Here is a 19,900-nt window from a genome sequence, read left to right on the forward strand (position 1 = left end):
TTCTCACTCCTTTATTGTTTCTATCGCAATTAACCCAAAATCACTAGTCGATTCATTCCCAAAAGGTTCAAAGCCCTGTTCTTTTCTCCAGTTCTTCCGTGTATCGCGCGCCCATCAAAGTAATCTTCGAGGCTGCGTCATTTATGTTCTTTACATCTTCGGGCGTGAGTATAATGTCTGCCGAGTTCAGATTTTCTTCCAATCTGCTTCGTTTGCGCGTACCCGGAATCGGTACGATCCAAGGTTTCTGTGCAAGTAACCACGCAAGCGCAATTTGGGCCGGACTGGCCTTTAATGCCTCGGCTTTCTCTTTCAATAGATCAATCAGAACTTGATTCGCCTCCAATGCTTCAGGCGTAAACCGGGGCAGAATGTTTCGCAAGTCCCCTTGATCAAATGTCGTTTTTGAGTTGAAACTTCCCGTGAGATAACCTTTGCCCAGCGGGCTAAATGGAACAAAACCAATGCCGAGTTCCTCAAGCGCAGGAATCAGCTCTTCTTCGGGACGTCTCCACCACAGGGAATATTCACTCTGCACTGCAGCGAGAGGCTGAACTGCATGAGCACGACGGATCGTATTCACTCCGGCCTCGGACAGTCCCCAGTGCTTCACCTTTCCTTCCCGAATCAGATCCTGAACAGCCCCCGCCACTTCCTCAATGGGCACATCCGGATCGACCCGGTGCTGATAGTACAGATCAATGGCTTCGACCTGCAGACGCTGCAGTGACTCCTCCGCCACCTTGCGAATATGTTCGGGACGGCTATTCATTCCGCTCTGTTTGCCGCCCTGTATATCGAAGCCAAATTTGGTTGCGATGATGACTTGATCCCGCACGGATTTCAGCGCTTCGCCCACAAGTTCTTCATTAATATAGGGTCCGTATACCTCCGCAGTATCAAAGAAGGTCACACCTCGCTCGACAGCTTCCCGGATCACAGAGATCATCTCACTTTTATCAGAAGCCGGGCCATATCCGTAGCTCATCCCCATACAACCAAGCCCAATCGACGAAACTTCCAACCCGCTATTTCCCAATGTCCGTTTTTGCATCATGCATCTTCCTTTCCCATATCATAATACGTTTAGCCAACATTCCAGGCATTTCACTGAGCACACTCTCACTTGTTTAATTCTGTGAGCTTAGTCTTATTATGCTCAAGCATGTGCACCAAGCGGTATATCAATTGTCTCAAATGATTGCCTAATCCTATCACAGGCTCTTTTGATTTCAAATAATAGCCCTTATAATAAAATCAGGTTAAACCCGTAAGGAGGATTCAAATGACCGAGGATCTATCTCATCAGAGTCGTGAATTGAGCGAGTTGATTGAGCGTCATTCCATTCGCAGCGGTGGGGTGGAAACTCCAATCCCTTCCCTGTTTTTCTATCATCACACAAGGACTTCCGAACCGGCATACCGGGTTTATAAGCCTTCATTTTGCGTTATCGTTCAAGGTTTAAAAGAAGTATTACTCGCCCAGGAGCGCTTCGAATATGGTCCTTCCAATTATCTGATCGCTTCCATGAATCTTCCGGTGATTGGGCAAATTATCAAGGCATCCGCTGATGCACCTTACCTAAGTCTCAAGCTCGAGTTCACGCCGAATCAAATTCTGGAAGTGTTAAACGAATGCAATATACAAGAAACTTCCAAAGAAAACGCCAGACGCGCCTTATTCGTCGGAGAGATGGAATCATCCATACAGGATGCTCTACTTCGGCTGCTTCGCTTACTGGACACCCCGGAGGAAATTCCTTTTCTGGCCCCTTTGTACACCAAGGAAATTTTGTTCCGGCTTCTCCAAGGACCTTACGGAGGTGAACTGGCACAGATTGCTGTGGAGGGAAGCAGTACGTATCGGATCAGGGAAGCCATTGAGTATATCGTTCGCCACTGGGAACAGCCATTTCGGATCGAAGATCTTGCAGAGACAGCCAGCATGAGCGTATCCTCGTTCCATCGGCACTTCAAAGAGATTACGGCCATGAGCCCATTACAATTCCAGAAACAATTAAGATTACAGGAAGCCCGGCGGCTTCTCATGGCTGAGTCTGCCGATGCTGCCGATGTAGCTTTCCGGGTGGGTTACGAAAGTGCTTCCCAGTTCAGTCGTGAATATGCGCGCATGTTCGGTGCACCACCGCGAAGCGATATTAAACGTTTGAAGGAAAAATACGATCTTATCTTGAGTGAGTAGCCTCTAAGCTCACCGATAAAGCAAATCAAAAAGGACGACCAGTGGTCGTCCTTTTTCAATAACACGTAATTAATTATCATTCATTTCTATGCTTAAACCAATGCTTCAGCGAGCACCGGGGTCTCACTTGTTTCACGCAATAATTGGGCGATATCCCGAGTCAATGCATCCACGTTCTCCTGCCGAGTCGCCCAGCTGGTACAAAAGCGAACTGCACTGTGGGTATCGTCAACCTTTTCCCAAAAAGAGAACGTATACTGACTCCGCAATTTTTCAAGAAGATGGTCAGGCAAAATCGGGAATTGCTGGTTCGTTGGTGATTCGTACAGGAATCGGATGTTCTGCTCTTCGAGTGAATCATGAATTCTCATCGCCATATCAATCGCATGACGGGAAATCTCCAAATACAATCCATTCTCAAACAGCGTTTCAAATTGAATGCCCAGCAATCTGCCTTTGGCGAGCAAACCACCCTTTTGTTTGATCATATAACGAAAATCGGGCTTCAGTGCTTCATTCAGGATGACTACAGCCTCCCCCATCAAAGCCCCAATCTTGGTGCCACCAATATAAAACACGTCACACAGACGGGCAAGATCAGCAAGAGTCATATCACAATGTTTGGATGCAAGTGCGTATCCCAAGCGTGCTCCATCAACGAAAAATGGGAGACGGCATTCCCGGCTTGCTTCGAATAATGCCTGCATTTCCGCCTTGCTGTACATCGTACCGTTCTCTGTTGGCTGAGATATGTAAACCATGCCTGGCTGTACGCAGTGTTCCGGTGAGGACTCACTCATATGTGATTGATAGACTGCCTTCACTTGGTCAGGTGTGATTTTCCCGTCTTCACTGGGAACAGTAAGCACTTTATGGCCGGTTGCTTCAATCGCTCCTGTCTCATGAACGGCGATATGGCCCGAGATTGCTGCAATAACACCTTGGTATGGACGCAATATGGACGCAATCACTGTGGTGTTCGTTTGTGTGCCGCCAACCAGGAAGTGCACATCAGCCTGCTCATTATCACACGCCTGGCGAATAAGAGCTCTCGCCCGTTCGCAGTGTGGATCTGTTCCATATCCGCTCGTTTGTTCCATATTGGTCTCTAACAGTCTTTGCAAAATGCGCTCATGCGCACCTTCGTTATAATCACATTCGAATCGTATCATCGTGTTGTCTCTCCTGCTCTCTTATTCAACTTCTCTTGTATGTTCATCATTGAAGCATAGACCTCTTTGATCTCTTCCTCGTCCAGATCCTGCATTAACTTCAGAATCTGCTGGTCAGACCGATCATTTAATTCGGCGTAAAGCTCCTTGCCCTTCTCCGTTAGTCGAATTAAACTGACCCGACTGTCTGCTTCGGAATTCACTTTGACCAGCAGTCCTTCCTTGGACAGCTTGTTCACGATTCGGCTCATGTAACTGCGATCAATGGTCAGCGTATCCACGAGATTGTTCGCAATACTTTCTCCACGAATCCCAATTTCAATGATGACCCTTACTTCGGCAAACGAATAGCCCGTACCCAGGATATGCTTATCCAGTACACCAAGGATATTGGTATAAAAACGGTTGAAACGCCGCATATCAGCCAAAATATCAGAATTTATGTGCTGAGAGTCGATATCAAACCCTCCCTTTTAGTGGACATTGTCAACAATATAATAGTTAGATTAGTGGACGATGTCAACAAAAAATGATTATTACATGTCAAAAAAGCCACAATCCATAGACCTGTTCGGCATGATTGTGGCTTAATGGAGTCAAACAAATTTTAGTGCAGAGGCAGACCTAGGGCTATATCCACATTCTGCATATTGAGTTGCAGTTGTTGTTTACTATCCCATGGATGATACCAACCGCGTTCCAGCATAAATGTCACAATGCGTTCATGAGCAACAATCGCCTCGTCTAGTTGACGAATCAAAATCGATTTGATTTCTGGAGTACCCGCATCCGTTACCGCCATCGCATAATTCCTCACTGCGCTTTTGGAAGTAATCAGATAATCCATCGCAATGACTTGGTCTGTCAGCGATTGAACACCTGTCAAATGCTCGATGATTGGATTCATATCGTCATCTCCTGCTGATCAGCCTTTTTCATTATAGCATTCAATTCCTGAAGCGCATCTGCCGAGTGCTGGACTTCTTGTCTCAATATCTCCTTCAGCTCCGGATCTGAAACGAGCAGGACCATGATATTCGATTTGGTTAAATTAACGGTTCTGAATGCAGCCATCTCCTGGACTTCAAGCGTTTCATGCAGGGCATAGTTCATCTTGATTCACGCTTCCTTTCCGAGTAACCTTATGGTTTGAGAACCACCTTAATACACTGATCCTGCCTTGTATCAAAAATTTCATACCCCTTTTTGGCATCACTAAGCGGAATCACATGGGTAACGACATCGCGAGGATTCACCTTACCTGTATCAATCAGTTCATACATATAAGGCATATAATGAATGACGGGAGCCTGTCCTGTACGGAGGTTAACGTTTCTCTGAAAGATATCCCCAAGAGGGAATCCGTTATATTTCCCCCCGTAAACTCCTGTTACTTGGATGGTTCCGCCTTTTCGGACGGCTTGGGAAGCGATTAGAAATCCACCCAGAGCTCCGCCGTGCAACTTAAGCCCGGAAGCCAGTGATTCAAGAGGCGTCATTTTCCCGCTCATACCAGAGCAGTCAATAACGATGTCGGCTCCCCCTTTGGTTATTTCCTTGAGGTGGTCTCCGGCATTGGGGATGGTTCCTGAGTTAACGATTTCTACATGATTCGTTTGTTTCGCATGCTGCAAGCGGTAATCCAGGTAATCCACTGCAATCACCCTTTTCGCTCCCTTGAACCAGGCAAATTTTTGAGCTAATAAACCAACCGGCCCACACCCAACGATGACAACCGTGTCTCCATCCTTGACACCCGCATTATCAACGCTCCAGAAAGCAGTTGTCATTGCATCCGCAATCAGGCATAATGACTCATCTTCATGTTCACAGCTTTCGGGAATTTTGAAATGAGTAAAGTTGGCGAAGGGAACTCTCAGGTACTCCGCTTGCCCACCTGCATATCCCCCTGTAGTTCCTGAATAACCGAAGAAACCACCCATTTCTCCATGCTCATTGGATTGATCACATTGGCTTTCCAGATGATTCTGGCAATAGAAGCATTCCCCGCACGCAATGTTAAAAGGGATAATGACACGATCTCCCTTTTTCAACTTCGTAACATCCGGCCCCACTTCCTCGACTACGCCCATCGGCTCATGCCCAATGACATAATCCTCCTGCAGGTTCGGGATCATCCCGTGCAGCAGATGCAGATCTGATCCGCAAATAGCAGTAGTCGTGAGTCTAATAATGGCATCGTCCCGCTTTTGAATTTTGGGATCTGGTACATCCTTAACAACGACATTTTTGATACCTTGGTAGGTTACTGCCTTCATGCCCTGTCTCCTCCAATGTGCTCATCCGGCGTACGGTCAAATAAACCTTTGCGACGCGTATCATCCGGGAACATCTGCTGCTTGGCAATTTCCACGGTTTGATTCGCAGATAATTGGTCCAGTTGGTACTGTTCTTGCAGTTCATAAGGATGAAACCATTTTTTGCGGACCATGAGATCCGAAATTTCCTGATGAAGTTCGATACCCTGATAAAGCTGTTGTTTCAATAGTCCCCTGGCGTCGGCAGATACAGTCTCGGTCAGCGCAATCGCGATATTGCGAACACCTTCCTTGGCACGAATCAAAAAATCCATGGCAAATGTCATATCAGCCATTTCGGGCATATTAAGTGAATTGGCGGGATCCAAAACATCCATCTTCGCGGGATTTATGGCTTCCTGTTTCATGTGGATCACCTCAGTTTAGTATTGGCGTAGGCCTGCGAGCAGGAACAGACGTTTCAAAAGGAGCTCTTTTATAGATAGCCTGCAAATCTTGCAGTGCTTGCATGGACTGAATTACGTCCTTTTGCATCAAGTCTTTCAATTCTTGATCGAAAACAAGACCTTGCATCAGTTTGGACTTCGCTAGGCATAGGGTTTTAAAATTGATAACTTCATGTAAATCCAGGGATTCATGTCCGGCCAAGTGTTCCGGTGAATTCATCATTTCGTCACCTCCGTTTTTCATAAGTATGTTGTCCCCATACCCTGTTTATATTCCTTATAAGGAAAGAACAACACTTTATACCGTTTTACGTATTATGCGCAGATCATACACTCGCTTTCCAAGTCAACAAAGATGCACAGCAAAAAACCGCGCATGATGCGCGGTTCTGTTTTCACAATTTTATGAATGGCTGTACTGTACCTGATGAAGTCGGCTGTATATTCCTCCAGCAGCGACCAGTTCGTCATGGTTCCCCTGCTCGGCAATGCCGTCTGCGTTTACAACCATAATCCGGTCCGCATTCTTGATGGTTGTCAGACGGTGTGCAATGACCAGCGTCGTTCTTCCCACAGACAGTTCTGCAAGAGATTTCTGGATTAACGCTTCGGTTTCAGTATCCAAAGCGGATGTAGCTTCGTCCAAAATCAGGATCGGTGGATTCTTCAGGAACATGCGGGCAATGGACAAACGCTGCTTCTGCCCTCCCGAGAGCTTAACCCCTCGCTCACCGATAACCGTATCAATGCCGTCCGGCAAAGTAAGAAGCAATTCTTCCAGCGATGCCCTGCGGGCTGCATCCCAGATTTGCTCATCCGTTGCCGTCAGATCACCATAGGCAATATTCTCCTTGATTGTGCCTGAGAACAGGAATACATCTTGTTGGACAATACCGATATGCTTGCGAAGGGATTGCAGCTGGACATTTCGAATATCGACACCGTCCACCGTGATCCGCCCCTCTTCCACTTCGTAGAACCTTGGAAGCAGGCTGCATATGGTGGTCTTACCTGCACCGGATGGACCAACAAAAGCTACCGTTTCGCCAGGTTTAATGGATAAGCTGATGTTCTTCAAAATTCGGCGGTTGGGCTCATAACCAAACGACACATTTTCAAAGCGAATATCACCCCGAACATGATTTAACGCAACAGCATTTTTGTCATCCGCGATTTCGGGCTCCGTATCAATAATTTCCAGATAACGCTTGAAGCCGGCGATTCCCTTCGGATAACTTTCAATTACAGCATTGATTTTCTCAATCGGGCGGAAGAAAATATTGGACAGCAGCAGGAATGCCATGAAGTCACCCATATCAATTTTGCCGTCAATAAAAAACCAGGCCCCGCTGATCATCACAAATACCGTGACCAGTCTCATCATCATATAGCTGACAGATATGCTCTTCGCCATCGTTTTATAGGCAAGCAGCTTGGTTTGACGAAAGTTCTCATTATCGACGGAAAACAGTTTTTTCTCATGTTCTTCATTGGCAAACGATTGAACCACACGAATTCCGCCTACGTTATCTTCAATCCGGGAATTGAAATTACCCACATTGCCGAAGAGACGACGATAGGTTTTGGTCATGCGTCCACCAAACACAATAATGACCCAGGCCATAATCGGAATAATGACAAATGTAATCAGTGCAAGCTCCAAATTAATGTTCGCCATAAGCCAGAATGATCCGATCAATGTCATAACCGCGATGAAAACATCCTCAGGTCCATGGTGAGCAACCTCTCCGATATCGTTCAGATCATTGGTCAGGTGACCGATCAGATGGCCCGTTTTACGGTTATCAAAAAAGCGGAAAGACAACTTCTGCAAGTGAGCGAACATCTTCTCACGCATGTTGGTCTCAATGTTAATACCGAGCATGTGTCCCCAATATGTAACGACATAATTCAAGGCTGTGTTAAGCGCATAGATCGATAGCAGCACAACACAGGCCAGGATAATGAGCGGCCAATCCTGACCTGGCAATAACTCATTAATAAATTTACTTACAGCTAGAGGAAATGCCAGTTCCAGCAAGCCTGCTATGACCGCACAACCAAAATCAATGACAAACAATTTCTTGTAAGGCCGATAATACGAAAAGAAACGACGAATCATTCTTATTCACTCTCCAAATCCTTATTAGGGCTTTCATTTTCATCCTGCAGCTCGAAGAGATGAATGTATTCATCGATAACCTGGTCAATGGCTTTCAGTTCACCACTAATCATGGGACGAATATGCTCATATTCCGCTTGACCGAGTTGTCTGGCCAAAGTCGTTCTTCGATTCTGCATTTGCTCCAGAAAAACAAGAATCCGACCACGACGGAACGTTTGTGCTCCGTTCCCCCGCTTACCGTGATGCTCTCCGTGTCCTCTGCCCCTTCTGGACCGCTCACCACGCTGCTCTTCTTCTCCGCGACCACGCCCTGAACGCACACTGTGAAGTTCTGCTGACTCATTCACATTTGCATGTTGTTCTCTCATTTCAAGCACACCTCCACATCGTATACATTTGTATACGAATTATCATGTATACGATTGTATACATAATTAACCGTGGTGTCAACCGTTATTTTCCAGTTATGTGAATACTTCATTTATCCACATCTAAGAAGACAAAAAAAGCTGCGAATCTCCCGCAGCTTTTTTGTCTCGTGCAATAATATATGTCAACAGAGCACTTACTTCACTTCATCCTGAACACTCTAAAGTCCTCAACAATTCCTTCAGCGCCTTAACTATCTATTCAGTGATTCTTTAGTTGTATGGATCGGCAAGGTAATAACAAATGTTGTTCCTTCACCGGGTCTGCTCTCCACCTGAATGTCACCTTGATGAAGCGAAACAATCTGTTTGACGATGGCAAGCCCCATACCACTTCCTTCATATTTGCTGCTATGGGAACGATCTGCCTTAAAAAAACGCTCGAATATACGCTTCTGATCTTCTGGTTCAATACCAATGCCCTTGTCGGATATTCGAATGATCACATCAGAGATATTCCGGCTGATGCTGACATCAATGACGCCTCCAACCTCGGAAAATTTGATGGCATTGCCTAGAATATTCATCCAAACCTGATCCAGTTGATCATGATCAGCTGTTACTTTAAGCGTCTGCAGGTCAAGCTCAAAATGTACGTTCCGGGCAGTCCACTGGGGCTGTAATGCCACAATCACGCGCCTGATCTGTTCATCAAGACTGCGTGTCACAAGTCGCAGTTGCTGCGAATCGGATTCAAGCATACTCAGCTTCAGCAAGCTATCACTCATGTTGGACAACCGCTTCGCTTCTGAGATAATGATATCCAGATAACGGCTTCGTTCATGTTCTGCAAGGTTTACTTGCTTGAGCGCTTGAGCATAACCAGATATGGAAGTTAGCGGTGATTGAACCTCATGCGATACATTGGTTACAAATTCCCTGCGCATCTGCTCGAGGTGCTGCAGATCATGTGTCATTTCCTCAAAGCTGCGAGCCAGGGTTCCCAGCTCGCCTGTTTGCTTGATATTCAGCCTGACATTGAAATCCCCGGATGCCAAACGCTTGGTCGCTTTTGTAAGTTTGTTAATCGGTTTTACCACGAATATGGAAGCAACGAGTATCAGCAGACTTCCTATAACCAAAGAATAGATTAGAAACGTGGATAACCATTTTACGTTAAAAGAAGTGTAAGGTGATAAGAGCGGCTGTATAAATAACGCTTTTGCCTCCGCTTCCGTTCTTAACGGCAATCCGACAAAACCTGTAGATTCGTTGGACGAATTAGCACGAACGATTTCCCCATTCAGTACGTTCTTTATTTGATCTGCCGTCACCCGAGCAGAAGTCTGTCCACCCAACGTTCCATAGGAATGGAGCTCATTATTATTCTCGTCGTAAATGCGGATATGATAGGAGTCGAGCTGCTTCATCCCTTCCACAAACTTGTCTGCTTCACGTAATGGAATAGTGTCGTAGATCCGCACGATGTCCTGTCCAAAATTCAATAATTCTTCCTGCACATTCTCATTCATATTTCCTCTGAATACCAAAAAGGTAATCACGAAAGCAATAACCGTACCCGCGATGACGGAAATTAAAAAGCTGAGTACCACACGGATATACAGAGATCTGATCATCCGCTTACCTCAAGCCGATAACCAAGACCGCGCACCGTTTCAATTCGAAAATCGGTTGAAGTGACAAACCTTTCTCTCAACCGTTTAATATGTACGTCTATGGTTCGATCATCTCCAGCGTAATCAATTCCCCAAATTTGATCGATTAATTGCTCACGCGTATATACTTGTCCAGGTGTTCCGGCAAGCTTGTACAGCAATTCGAACTCTTTCAATGGCAACGTGAGGGATTCCGCGCCATTTGTGACCTTATAGGTTTGTTTATCCAAAGTGAGATTGCCCAGTTGCACCGTTTGAGTAGAGCCAATCCGGTAACGCTTCAGCAGCGCTCTGACCCGAACAGTCAATTCCAGTGGATCAAACGGTTTGGTCAGATAGTCATCTGTTCCCAGTTCAAAGCCTTTCACTTTCTCCCATGTTTCACCTCTCGCCGTCAACATCAGCAGGGGAAGATCGGGATTGGCCCTGCGCAGCTCCTTGCATAACGTCCAGCCATCCATAATCGGCATCATAATATCAAGTACAACCAAATCCACTTGAGTGGATGCGTAAACGGTGAGTGCTTCCTTGCCATCTGCCGCCTCCACCGTTGTGAATCCGTCATTCTTCAGAAATAAACAGACAAGTTCGCGAATGTTCGCATCATCGTCAGCAACAAGTATAGTCGGCATCTGCTTCCTCTTTTCTGAAATTCATTCTATGCAGTCTCCACTATTATACTATTAAAAAACTCGATTGACCCACCGTCTCCCACCCACCTGACTATCTATTGTATTGGTTTTTATTCAGAAGGATTCAGGTTACTGAGGTCACTCAGGATGTGCTGCATATCTGTCTTGTTCTGCTGAAACTGTTTTACTCGATAACCATTTGCACCGGATGGATGGGGGAATCCCCATAAAATGCTGTCATCCTGTATCCGGTCTTCTTCAAGCAATTGACGAAGCACAGCTTCAACTGACTTTCCTAATGGAATAATTAAAGGCTGTTTCAATTGATCCAATTCAGGTAAAAAAGATTCCAATACGGCTTCATACAGGAACGCATTTTTGTTAATGGCAGGTTGATGTCCACTATAATTCTGTTGATCAACGAAGACTGGATATCGGATCAGGGAAGTGGTATGCAGAAGCAAACAGTCCGATTCAAATAGCCTTTGCACATTAGGAACATCTAAATAGTCATGCATTCCTATCTCTTGAAGCATATGAATTAAGTTGGCCCGCATGGTTCCAGCCATTCTGGCTGCAAATTTCGCTTCTTTACAGGCTTGTTCATAGGAGGTCTGATGCTTTAATGCCTGGATGGCCGTTCTAAAGGCGATCTCCATCTGCTGCCATCCCGGTGTAATGCCCACTAGCATGACTTTTGCGGAGCGATTGATATATTCATTGTGTGGAGAATAAAATATTTCAATTTTTTCCGTTGAGCTTAATTTCAAATCATTGATCAATAGATCTGCTTTTGAATACTTTTGCTTTACCGGGAATGAATTCATGACTGACATCAGACGCTTCTGATGGGCGGAAGATACTAGCATCTTGCCCCTCCTTTACTTGGTAAACTATTAACAAGAAAGAACGTGATTTTGAAATATAATAGTACCCCTATTATGTGTCAAAGGCAGCTTGATTCATTAACAAAAGGGTAATTGAGGGACCACGTCCGTCGATTACCCTTTTGTCAATGCGGTTCAGGCTGAAGCGGCAAATGCACGGTAAATGTCGCTCCTTTACCCTGTTCACTGGTTACGGAAACGGAACCTGCATGCATCTCCACAATCTTATGCACGATGGACAAGCCCAGTCCGCTTCCCTCCTCCGTGCGTGAGCGAGAGGTATCAGCTTTGTAAAATCGTTCAAAAATACGCAGCCTGTCCTGCAGACCGATTCCTGGACCGCTGTCTGTAATCTGTACGACCGCCTCCCCTGAACGTTTGGTCAGATGAATTCGTATCTCTCCGCCCTGCGGTGTAAACTTGATTGCATTGTGGATTAGATTAACCCATACCTGAATCATCAGATCCTCATCTGCAGTCACTTCCACTTCTTCAAGCTCCACGTTCATCTCAATGTTCTTGCTCTCCCATTGAGGCTCGCAGGCGAGCACAAGCGTTACCAGCTGTCTGTCCAGTCGGTAGGAGGATACGCCAGCTGAATGCTGGGAAGAATCGAGAACAGCCAGCTTCATCAGGTTGTCACTGAGTCTGGACAAGCGAACACACTCTGTCTCAATAATCGTCAAATATCGATCACGCTGTTCAGGTGGCATATGTTCATTTTTCAACGCCCTGGCAAACCCACTGATGGATGTAAGCGGCGAACCAATCTCATGCGAAACATTGGAGATAAATTCCTGTCTTAACTCTTCCATCGCATTCAGATTCGCAGCCATGTCATTGATACTGTCGATCAGTTGGGCATATGGATGGTTCTGCCGCTGTCTTCGAATTCGTTCACCGAATTCCGCTCCCAGAGTGACACGGAAATCTCCTCGGGAGATGGACTTTAATGCCTGGATCATTTCGTTAAAAAAAACATGTTCCCTGCTTCTGATCAGGGGCGATATGGAAGCAATGCCGATTCCGAAGATAATAAATCCGAGCATGGCATCAATCAAAAATGCAGGCAATTCATGTGGTTCCCATGCAAAATAGGAATAGAGAGCTCTGGTCATATAAAACGACAACGTCCAGCTCAAAAAGAGAGCGAGAGATACGGCAATCATGTTTCTGGCAATATGCAGAAATCCGGGTTTTCGCTTCATTGCTGTACCTCCAGCCGATAGCCCAGACCCCGTATGGTACGTATCAGGAAGACATGCTCCTCTTCGGGAAAACGTTCGCGCAGACGCTTGATATGCACATCAACCGTTCTTTCATCCCCTTCATAATCGTAACCCCAGATTTGCTCAATGAGTTGATCACGCGTAAACGTTTTACCCGGATAGCTGGCCAGCTTGAATAGCAGCTCGAATTCCTTGCGCGGCAGCACAATGTCCTGATCTCCTTTTCTGCACTCAAACGTATCACGGCGCAGGACCAGTTCCCCGAGCTGTACAGTTTGCGAGGTCATAATGCGATAACGCTTCAGAAGCGCTCTAACCCGGGCAACCAGCACCAATGGGTCAAAAGGCTTCACCAGATAATCATCCGTCCCAAGAGAGAAGCCTTTTACAATCTGTGAGTTTTCCCCTTTCGCAGTCAACATCAGCATAGGCAGGTCGGTTTGTCTGCGCAGTTCAAGGCACAGCTCCCACCCATCCATGCCTGGCATCATGATGTCCAGAACGACGAGATCAACCTTTTGTTCGTCTAATTTGGTCAAGGCATCCACACCATCCACAGCCTCAACCACATGCCAACCTTCCTGTTCCAGAAAATGCCCAACCAATTCACGGATATGCGGGTCGTCATCAACGACCATAATACTTGTCAATGGGACCACCTCCTCTGGCAACAATGCCTTAAGTCTTTTAACCTGTCAAGAGGATAGCTATTATGCAGTGAATGACATATTTTATCCTCCTGACGTTCATCCATTTTCATAGTTTACATTGTAGTTTTATCTACGTCCGACGCATATATGCCCACACCGTAAGCGGTGCAAAGATAGCTACGATAACGGCGGCCCCGATCAGTGTGGTGACCAGATCCATCCCCATGGTCCCCTGATTGGCCAAATCCCGGACAGCGGTGACCAGATGAGAAATTGGATTAATGTTGACAACCCATTGCAGCCAGTTCGGCATCGTTTCTACTGGAACAAAAGCGTTGGAAGCAAAGGTGAGCGGAAAAAGCACTATCATGGATATGCCCTGTACACTGGAAGCTGTTCGGGCAATTACGCCCAGGAAGGCAAAGATCCAGCTTATTGCCCAGGAGCACAAGATCACAAGAAGGCCTGCCATAGCGACATGTTCCAAGCCACCTGCGGGATGATACCCAAGTGCGTATCCGACAGAAAAGGTAAGGAGCGTTGCAATGGTATATCGGACGGTATCAGCCAACAAGGCTCCTGCTAATGGTGCAATACGTGCGATTGGAAGTGACTTGAAGCGGTCGAACACTCCTTTATCCATATCCTCCCGCAGCTGCACACCTGTGACGACAGAGGTTGTAATCACCGTTTGAACCAGGATGCCAGGAATGATAACCAGTAGATAATCGTGGATATTTCCCGAGATTGCTCCGCCAAAAATATAGGTAAACATCAGGGTGAAAATAATTGGCTGAAGCGTAACGTCAAATAATTGTTCCGGTGTACGCCGAATTTTCAATATTCCCCTGTACGCCATCGTTAACGAATGACGAATGCTTTGCCCAAAGCTGGTGTATTTTCTCAACTTGCGATTTGAATTTGGATTGACTAAAGTTCCACTCATGCCTGCAGCGCCTCCACTACGTCCGATTCTGTTGATGTCCTTGATGATTTTCCTTCTCCAGCCTGCCCTGTGATCGTTAGAAAGACTTCATCCAGGGTAGGCTTCTGCACACTCATTTCAGCCAGATCCATTCCAGCAGTGCGGAAAGCAATGAGCAGATCAACTGCAATATTGACATCTGTCATGGGAGCCGTTATTTTTCCCGCTTCTGCGGTTATGCTGGCCTCTGTCCGTAGAACTTGTTCCACAATCTGACGGGCTGTTTCAATGCGCAAGGGTTCCTGAATTCGCAAATGGAGTGAAGCCGTACCCACCGAAGCTTTCAAATGATCCACAGTACCTTCCGCAACGACACGTCCATGATCAATGACGGCAACACGGTCGGCCAGTTGATCGGCCTCATCCAGATACTGGGTAGTTAATAATACGGTTGAACCCGATTTTACCAATTGACGAATCGTGTTCCACATCTGTGCACGGGTGCGGGGATCCAAACCTGTCGTTGGTTCATCCAGAAAGATCAGCGGCGGCTGGGCAATAAGGCTGGCTGCCAGATCCAGACGACGGCGCATACCTCCCGAAAAGCTCTTCAACGGTCGTTTAGCGGCTTCTGTCAAACCGAACTCCTCCAGCAGCTCTGCCGTTTTGCGTTTGGCTTCCGTTCTTCCAAGTCCCAGCAAGCGTGAGAAAATCATCAGGTTTTCGTTCGCACTAAGCGACTCGTCAACCGAAGCATATTGTCCGGTCAGCCCGATAAGCTGGCGAACCATATGAGACTCTTTCACTACATCGTGGCCGAATATCCGGGCTGAGCCCTCATCGGGACGCAGCAGGGTAGCCAGCATGCTGATCGTTGTCGTTTTGCCTGCACCATTCGGACCGAGCACACCGTAGATCGTACCCGCCCTGACTTTCAAATTCACGCCATCCACTGCACGATGACTGCCGAACGTTTTGACAAGTTTCTCGGCTTCAATTGCCCATTCCCCTTGCTTCGTGTTAATTGTACTTTGAAGTGTATTCATCAATTTTTGTTCCTCCCATATCGTTTATAGGGGAAGAATATCGTACATTTATGAACTGAATATGAATGACATGACAGTTGCAAATCCGGCGAGATAAGAAAACCCCGCCTAGGTCTAACATAGACCGGCAGGGTTTGATCTGAAAAATCATATTCTAGTTGGCGGGCTTAATATCAAAAAAGTCCAGTTCTCCGTAACCTTCGCCTTTGGAAAAGCGAATCTTGTTCACACCTGCCTTCAGCTGAATCTTGGCAGTAGACAGTCCCCAGTTCTCCCAACCCTTGTTGGTAATATGAAAAGGACTGGCCGTTCCTCCATTTATACTCAGCAGCAGATTCGACCAATTGCCCCCAGCTGTGCCGTTCGCGGTTCGTGCCAGCAAAATGTAGGTACCCGCAGATGCTGCATTCACATTGAATTCAACATAGCTGTCCACGGTATCCATATGTCCGGCCTTCATCCCTCCAGATCCGGCAGGACTCTGCGAGGCATAAGCTATACCTCCGAATGTCCCCTCTTCCCCTTCATATCGAACATGCTGCGTTTCTCCTGATGGCAGTGCAATAGGAACATTGGGATTGGCTGGTACACCCAGATTCGGTGTATTGTCCGCATTCCAGGTGAATTTTTGCATACGAATCTCTCGATTCCAACCCGCATTATTGTATTTCGCTGTATGATATATCATCCAATCCTCGGTTCCATCAGGAGACTTGGTAAACGACTGATGACCTGGCCCATATAGACCGTTTCCTGACTGGAATATCGGCTGACTGCGCTTGGTCCAGGATGCCGGGTTCAGCAAATTGCTGGACGTACTTGCCGTAATAAGTCCGAGAGAATAATCATTGGTCCAGCTTCCGCTGGCCGAGTACACAAGGCTGATCACACCGTTTCGGATGATCACTTGCGGACCTTCATTAACGTTGGGAGAGTGATTGGTCTCCCATACATAGGTTGGCCGCGCAATCTCTACCCGATTCGAATCAATGGTCCACGGATTGCTCATATGGGCAATGTACAGGTTTTGCCGCACATTGGTATCACCCTCCCAACCGGACCAGATGAAATAGAGCTGTCCATTCGTTTGCAGCACCGTCCCGTCGATGGCCCACTTATTCGTTGGATCGGTGATTTGTCCTTTATACTGCCAGCTTCCCTCAGTTGGGTCAGCCGACGTATTTTCCATCACGTACATTCGATGATTAACGTTGTCCCCGTCGTCCTTGGCGTAATAGATATACCAGGCACCATTGATGTAGTGCAGTTCGGGAGCCCATATTCCGCAGCAGCCCGTATTCACCACTGTTGTTGGCGCCGCATCTATCGTCGTCAGCTGAGCAGATTTCCAGATGGTTACATTGCCACCGGTTGTTTTTGTAAAATAGTAGAATCCATCCGTATGTTTGTATACCCAAGGGTCTGCACCATCCTGCATGACCACATTATAGAAATTGTTCTGAACAGTAGCTGCATGTGAAGTCTGACCCATCGGAAGAATAAGGAGTGCACATAAGGCAAGCAGCAATTTGCTTCTGTAATTCATCTTCATTATCACTCACCGACCCTTTCATCAATCTTCAATTGCAGCCTTTCGCGAATTGATACGGCGAATGATCTCGGGGTCGAACTTGGCACGTCTGTCATAGGTGTACAGTCCGTTCACTTCCTGTTCCACGTCATACAATTGGGTATAACAAAATCCGAACATCATTGGATGGTCAAGCAACACATTGGTCAATCCCTCATATCGGGCAATAAACGCCTCTTCGGATGTCGGCCTGTCGCCGTAACCCCACGCTTTGTCATCTTTTTGATCCGGGTTCCACCATATTCCTCCATATTCACTGATGAAATAGGGCTGCCCAGCGTACGTTTGTCTATCCGGAAACGTATTGAACACTTCTCCGCCGCTTTTCATCGGTTCATATCTGGCCCGGAATGTTTCGGGATTCTGGTCATAATCATGCAGATCGAAAATATCAGTTACAACATGAAAGTTACCGCTGGTGTCAATGACCGGACGTGTCGGATCCATACATTTCGTCATTTCATAGACGATGCGCAGAACATCATTATTCTGCTTGGCCCCGTCCCGATCCCACGTTTCATTAAACGGGCACCAGCCGATAAGCGCAGGGTGATTGAAGTCGCGTTCCATACCCTCGATCCATTCCGGCAGAAACCGGGCAAGACTCTCGGTTGTCGTGATATCCAGTCCCCAGTTGGCATGTTCACCCCACACCAGATATCCAAGCCGGTCGGCCCAGTACAGGAAGCGCGGCTCAAATATTTTTTCATGCAGTCTGGCCCCGTTAAACCCCAGTTCCATGGAGATTTCGATATCCTTGCGCAGGTCCTCATCGCTGGGAGCGGTATAGATGCCTTCTGGATAAAAGCCCTGATCCAATACAAGCCGTTGAAAAACGGACTTTCCATTGATCCGGAACGCCATGCCATCCAATTTCACGGTACGCAGTCCAAAATACGATGTAACCTGGTCTATTACCTGATCCTGTTTAGCCAGTTTCAACTCCAGATCATATAACTTGGCAAGGCCCGGCTCCCATAAATGGATCTCGGATAATGGAATCGTAAGCTTCACGGAAGGCCCATGAATGAACGCAGCGGCCTCCCCAACTTCCTTCCCTTCATATCGTGCAATCGCGGTCAATTTCTCTCCAGCGGTATTTCCACCAAGCCTGATGTCCAGATGAGCACACTGATTGTCCGGATCGGCTACCACCTTCATTTCGGACAGGTGGACTTGTGGCACCCTCTCCAGCCATACCGTCTGCCATATGCCTGTAGTACGGGTGTAATCACAGCCATGGGAGTGATATCTTTCGCTTTGTTTTCCACGAGGCTGCCTTCCCGAACGCGGGTCGTCTTCCGCGCATACGGCAACTACATTCGTACCTGCCGATACATAGTCTGTAATATCAAAATGAAACGACGTATATCCCCCCCGATGTCTGCCAACCGAGGTTCCGTTGATCCAGACCTCGGCTTCATAATCAACGGCGCCAAAGTGAAGCAGAATCCGATCATCTTCCCAAGCCTTTGGAACTTGAAACTCCCGTTTATACCATACTGCAGCCATAAAATCGGTATATTGCACACCTGACAGCTTGCTCTCCGGACAGAATGGCACGGTTATTGTTCCGGTAAGCCGGTGTCCGGATTGCTCATACCCGCGTTCTCTTCCACTTTGGCCGTGATCAATCTCGAATTGCCAGGAACCATTCAGATTGGTCCACTCTTCGCGTACAAATTGCGGTCTCGGATATTCCGGACGGGGTGCAGCCATTTCATTCTGTGCATTCATTATTGAATCGCTCCTTTTAACCTTTTATTGAACCGACATAAACGCCTTTTACAAAATACTTTTGCAAGAAAGGATAAACCATCAAGATCGGAATAGTGGAAACGACAATGGTGCAGTATTTGACCAACTCACGATAAGCGGTCGAACTGCCCGCACTGTCAATCACGACACCACCTGCACTGCCCATCGTTGTTGCGCTCGAGTCATTGGCCACCAGGATCTCTTTCATAAGAAGCTGCAATGGGAATTTGTCCCGATCCTGCAAAAGAACCATGGCGTTAAACCAGGAGTTCCAGTTGCCAACGAGATAATACAGGAAAATAACAGCCAGGGTCGCCTTCGATAGCGGCAGGATGACGTACATCAATATGCGTGCCTGACTGGCTCCATCGATTGTCGCCGCCTCCTCCAGTTCCAGTGGAATGGCCTGAAATCCCGTCCGCAAAATGATGATGTTCCATGTGCTCAATGCCGTAGGCAAAATCATGGCCCACAGATTGTTGAACAAACCGATATCCTTCATTAACAGGAACCAGGGAATAAGCCCTCCACCGAAGAACATCGTAATGGTAATGACGATCATAATGGCATTTTTAAAATATAAATCGCGTCTGGACAGGACAAAGGCCCCCATGATCGTCATGACCATGTTAACCAGCGTACCTAGTCCCACGTAAATCAATGTATTGCGATACCCGATTAATAGACTGTTATCTTTAAAAATCAGCTTGTATCCATCCAAAGTGAAGCCCAGTGGTCTAAGCAATAGTCCTTTGTGTGCCACGAGCTGGGCCGGATCGCTGAATGATGCAAACACAATATGCAAAATGGGATAGAGACAGGCCATCGTCAGCAGTGATAACAGGGTATAATTTACGATGTCGAAAACCCGGTTTCCCCACGTTTTGTGAACAATCATTTTGATTCATCTCCT

21 protein-coding genes are annotated in these 19,900 nt (G+C 46.8%); 1 reads left to right on the plus strand and 20 read right to left on the minus strand.

Annotated elements, in window-relative coordinates:
* Positions 1–67: 67 nt before the first annotated feature.
* Positions 68–1,054, minus strand: a complete 987-nt coding sequence (locus AB3N00_RS04820) for an aldo/keto reductase (protein ID WP_413033563.1) — start codon at positions 1,052–1,054, stop codon at positions 68–70.
* Between the two features lie 231 nt (positions 1,055–1,285).
* Between AB3N00_RS04820 and AB3N00_RS04825 the strand changes: the two genes are divergently transcribed.
* Positions 1,286–2,203, plus strand: coding sequence for an AraC family transcriptional regulator N-terminal domain-containing protein (locus tag AB3N00_RS04825; RefSeq protein WP_413033564.1), 918 nt, complete (start codon positions 1,286–1,288; stop codon positions 2,201–2,203).
* Positions 2,204–2,295: 92 nt separating this feature from the next.
* Here the strand turns inward: AB3N00_RS04825 and AB3N00_RS04830 are convergent, their stop codons facing one another.
* From AB3N00_RS04830 to AB3N00_RS04920, 19 genes are all read right to left on the minus strand, one after another.
* Entirely contained in the window at positions 2,296–3,375 is a 1,080-nt protein-coding gene (locus tag AB3N00_RS04830; protein WP_413033565.1) for a threonine aldolase family protein, read from the minus strand.
* The gene (locus AB3N00_RS04835; RefSeq protein WP_413035189.1) at positions 3,372–3,794 is read right to left on the minus strand and encodes a MarR family winged helix-turn-helix transcriptional regulator; all 423 of its coding nucleotides are present in this window, start codon (positions 3,792–3,794) and stop codon (positions 3,372–3,374) included. Before AB3N00_RS04835 ends, AB3N00_RS04830 begins: the two co-directional genes overlap by 4 nt.
* 188 nt (positions 3,795–3,982) lie before the next feature.
* Positions 3,983–4,282, minus strand: a complete 300-nt coding sequence (locus tag AB3N00_RS04840; RefSeq protein ID WP_413033566.1) for a spore coat protein — start codon at positions 4,280–4,282, stop codon at positions 3,983–3,985.
* Positions 4,279–4,488: a hypothetical protein gene (locus AB3N00_RS04845; RefSeq protein ID WP_413033567.1), complete on the minus strand. Its 210-nt coding sequence runs from the start codon at positions 4,486–4,488 to the stop codon at positions 4,279–4,281. The genes AB3N00_RS04840 and AB3N00_RS04845 overlap by 4 nt, the downstream gene beginning before the upstream one ends.
* Positions 4,489–4,517: 29 nt before the next feature.
* On the minus strand, positions 4,518–5,654 hold the full coding sequence (locus tag AB3N00_RS04850; RefSeq protein WP_413033568.1) for a zinc-dependent alcohol dehydrogenase: 1,137 nt from the start codon (positions 5,652–5,654) through the stop codon (positions 4,518–4,520).
* Entirely contained in the window at positions 5,651–6,031 is a 381-nt protein-coding gene (locus AB3N00_RS04855; RefSeq protein WP_413035190.1) for a spore coat protein, read from the minus strand. The genes AB3N00_RS04850 and AB3N00_RS04855 overlap by 4 nt, the downstream gene beginning before the upstream one ends.
* A gap of 40 nt (positions 6,032–6,071) precedes the next feature.
* Complete coding sequence (locus tag AB3N00_RS04860) at positions 6,072–6,320, minus strand: spore gernimation protein GerQ (RefSeq protein WP_413033569.1); 249 nt, start codon at positions 6,318–6,320, stop codon at positions 6,072–6,074.
* 183 nt (positions 6,321–6,503) lie between these two features.
* The gene (locus AB3N00_RS04865) at positions 6,504–8,222 is read right to left on the minus strand and encodes an ABC transporter ATP-binding protein (RefSeq protein ID WP_413033570.1); all 1,719 of its coding nucleotides are present in this window, start codon (positions 8,220–8,222) and stop codon (positions 6,504–6,506) included.
* A gap of 2 nt (positions 8,223–8,224) precedes the next feature.
* Positions 8,225–8,593: a hypothetical protein gene (locus AB3N00_RS04870; RefSeq protein WP_413033571.1), complete on the minus strand. Its 369-nt coding sequence runs from the start codon at positions 8,591–8,593 to the stop codon at positions 8,225–8,227.
* A gap of 254 nt (positions 8,594–8,847) precedes the next feature.
* Positions 8,848–10,230: a sensor histidine kinase gene (locus AB3N00_RS04875; RefSeq protein WP_413033572.1), complete on the minus strand. Its 1,383-nt coding sequence runs from the start codon at positions 10,228–10,230 to the stop codon at positions 8,848–8,850.
* A complete protein-coding gene (locus AB3N00_RS04880; protein ID WP_413033573.1) occupies positions 10,227–10,901 on the minus strand; it encodes a response regulator transcription factor in 675 nt (224 codons plus the stop codon). The genes AB3N00_RS04875 and AB3N00_RS04880 overlap by 4 nt, the downstream gene beginning before the upstream one ends.
* A gap of 110 nt (positions 10,902–11,011) precedes the next feature.
* Positions 11,012–11,770: a hypothetical protein gene (locus AB3N00_RS04885; protein ID WP_413033574.1), complete on the minus strand. Its 759-nt coding sequence runs from the start codon at positions 11,768–11,770 to the stop codon at positions 11,012–11,014.
* A gap of 143 nt (positions 11,771–11,913) precedes the next feature.
* Positions 11,914–12,996 carry a sensor histidine kinase gene (locus tag AB3N00_RS04890; protein ID WP_413033575.1) on the minus strand — a complete coding sequence of 361 codons (1,083 nt, stop codon included), beginning with the start codon at positions 12,994–12,996 and terminating at the stop codon, positions 11,914–11,916.
* Positions 12,993–13,667, minus strand: coding sequence for a response regulator transcription factor (locus AB3N00_RS04895; protein ID WP_413033576.1), 675 nt, complete (start codon positions 13,665–13,667; stop codon positions 12,993–12,995). The genes AB3N00_RS04890 and AB3N00_RS04895 overlap by 4 nt, the downstream gene beginning before the upstream one ends.
* A 130-nt stretch (positions 13,668–13,797) precedes the next feature.
* Complete coding sequence (locus AB3N00_RS04900) at positions 13,798–14,613, minus strand: ABC transporter permease (protein ID WP_413033577.1); 816 nt, start codon at positions 14,611–14,613, stop codon at positions 13,798–13,800.
* On the minus strand, positions 14,610–15,638 hold the full coding sequence (locus AB3N00_RS04905) for an ATP-binding cassette domain-containing protein (RefSeq protein WP_413033578.1): 1,029 nt from the start codon (positions 15,636–15,638) through the stop codon (positions 14,610–14,612). The genes AB3N00_RS04900 and AB3N00_RS04905 overlap by 4 nt, the downstream gene beginning before the upstream one ends.
* A gap of 154 nt (positions 15,639–15,792) precedes the next feature.
* On the minus strand, positions 15,793–17,190 hold the full coding sequence (locus AB3N00_RS04910; protein ID WP_413033579.1) for a family 43 glycosylhydrolase: 1,398 nt from the start codon (positions 17,188–17,190) through the stop codon (positions 15,793–15,795).
* 21 nt (positions 17,191–17,211) lie between these two features.
* Positions 17,212–18,966, minus strand: a complete 1,755-nt coding sequence (locus AB3N00_RS04915) for a glycoside hydrolase family 2 protein (protein ID WP_413033580.1) — start codon at positions 18,964–18,966, stop codon at positions 17,212–17,214.
* Positions 18,967–18,982: 16 nt separating this feature from the next.
* Positions 18,983–19,885, minus strand: a complete 903-nt coding sequence (locus AB3N00_RS04920; RefSeq protein WP_413033581.1) for a carbohydrate ABC transporter permease — start codon at positions 19,883–19,885, stop codon at positions 18,983–18,985.
* Positions 19,886–19,900: the final 15 nt, after the last annotated feature.

Source organism: Paenibacillus xylanilyticus, from assembly GCF_047246825.1.
In the GTDB taxonomy this organism is placed as follows: Bacteria; Bacillota; Bacilli; order Paenibacillales; family Paenibacillaceae; genus Paenibacillus; species Paenibacillus xylanilyticus_B.

What these genes read in the sequence shown, in the direction of transcription:
- AB3N00_RS04820 (WP_413033563.1), bottom strand. Translation starts at nt 1,054, where the DNA reads ATGCAAAAACGGACATTGGGAAATAGCGGGTTGGAAGTTTCGTCGATT.
- AB3N00_RS04825 (WP_413033564.1), top strand. Translation starts at nt 1,286, where the DNA reads ATGACCGAGGATCTATCTCATCAGAGTCGTGAATTGAGCGAGTTGATT.
- AB3N00_RS04830 (WP_413033565.1), bottom strand. Translation starts at nt 3,375, where the DNA reads ATGATACGATTCGAATGTGATTATAACGAAGGTGCGCATGAGCGCATT.
- AB3N00_RS04835 (WP_413035189.1), bottom strand. Translation starts at nt 3,794, where the DNA reads ATGCGGCGTTTCAACCGTTTTTATACCAATATCCTTGGTGTACTGGAT.
- AB3N00_RS04840 (WP_413033566.1), bottom strand. Translation starts at nt 4,282, where the DNA reads ATGAATCCAATCATCGAGCATTTGACAGGTGTTCAATCGCTGACAGAC.
- AB3N00_RS04845 (WP_413033567.1), bottom strand. Translation starts at nt 4,488, where the DNA reads ATGAACTATGCCCTGCATGAAACGCTTGAAGTCCAGGAGATGGCTGCA.
- AB3N00_RS04850 (WP_413033568.1), bottom strand. Translation starts at nt 5,654, where the DNA reads ATGAAGGCAGTAACCTACCAAGGTATCAAAAATGTCGTTGTTAAGGAT.
- AB3N00_RS04855 (WP_413035190.1), bottom strand. Translation starts at nt 6,031, where the DNA reads ATGGATGTTTTGGATCCCGCCAATTCACTTAATATGCCCGAAATGGCT.
- AB3N00_RS04860 (WP_413033569.1), bottom strand. Translation starts at nt 6,320, where the DNA reads ATGAATTCACCGGAACACTTGGCCGGACATGAATCCCTGGATTTACAT.
- AB3N00_RS04865 (WP_413033570.1), bottom strand. Translation starts at nt 8,222, where the DNA reads ATGATTCGTCGTTTCTTTTCGTATTATCGGCCTTACAAGAAATTGTTT.
- AB3N00_RS04870 (WP_413033571.1), bottom strand. Translation starts at nt 8,593, where the DNA reads ATGAGAGAACAACATGCAAATGTGAATGAGTCAGCAGAACTTCACAGT.
- AB3N00_RS04875 (WP_413033572.1), bottom strand. Translation starts at nt 10,230, where the DNA reads ATGATCAGATCTCTGTATATCCGTGTGGTACTCAGCTTTTTAATTTCC.
- AB3N00_RS04880 (WP_413033573.1), bottom strand. Translation starts at nt 10,901, where the DNA reads ATGCCGACTATACTTGTTGCTGACGATGATGCGAACATTCGCGAACTT.
- AB3N00_RS04885 (WP_413033574.1), bottom strand. Translation starts at nt 11,770, where the DNA reads ATGCTAGTATCTTCCGCCCATCAGAAGCGTCTGATGTCAGTCATGAAT.
- AB3N00_RS04890 (WP_413033575.1), bottom strand. Translation starts at nt 12,996, where the DNA reads ATGAAGCGAAAACCCGGATTTCTGCATATTGCCAGAAACATGATTGCC.
- AB3N00_RS04900 (WP_413033577.1), bottom strand. Translation starts at nt 14,613, where the DNA reads ATGAGTGGAACTTTAGTCAATCCAAATTCAAATCGCAAGTTGAGAAAA.
- AB3N00_RS04905 (WP_413033578.1), bottom strand. Translation starts at nt 15,638, where the DNA reads ATGAATACACTTCAAAGTACAATTAACACGAAGCAAGGGGAATGGGCA.
- AB3N00_RS04910 (WP_413033579.1), bottom strand. Translation starts at nt 17,190, where the DNA reads ATGAAGATGAATTACAGAAGCAAATTGCTGCTTGCCTTATGTGCACTC.
- AB3N00_RS04915 (WP_413033580.1), bottom strand. Translation starts at nt 18,966, where the DNA reads ATGAATGCACAGAATGAAATGGCTGCACCCCGTCCGGAATATCCGAGA.
- AB3N00_RS04920 (WP_413033581.1), bottom strand. Translation starts at nt 19,885, where the DNA reads ATGATTGTTCACAAAACGTGGGGAAACCGGGTTTTCGACATCGTAAAT.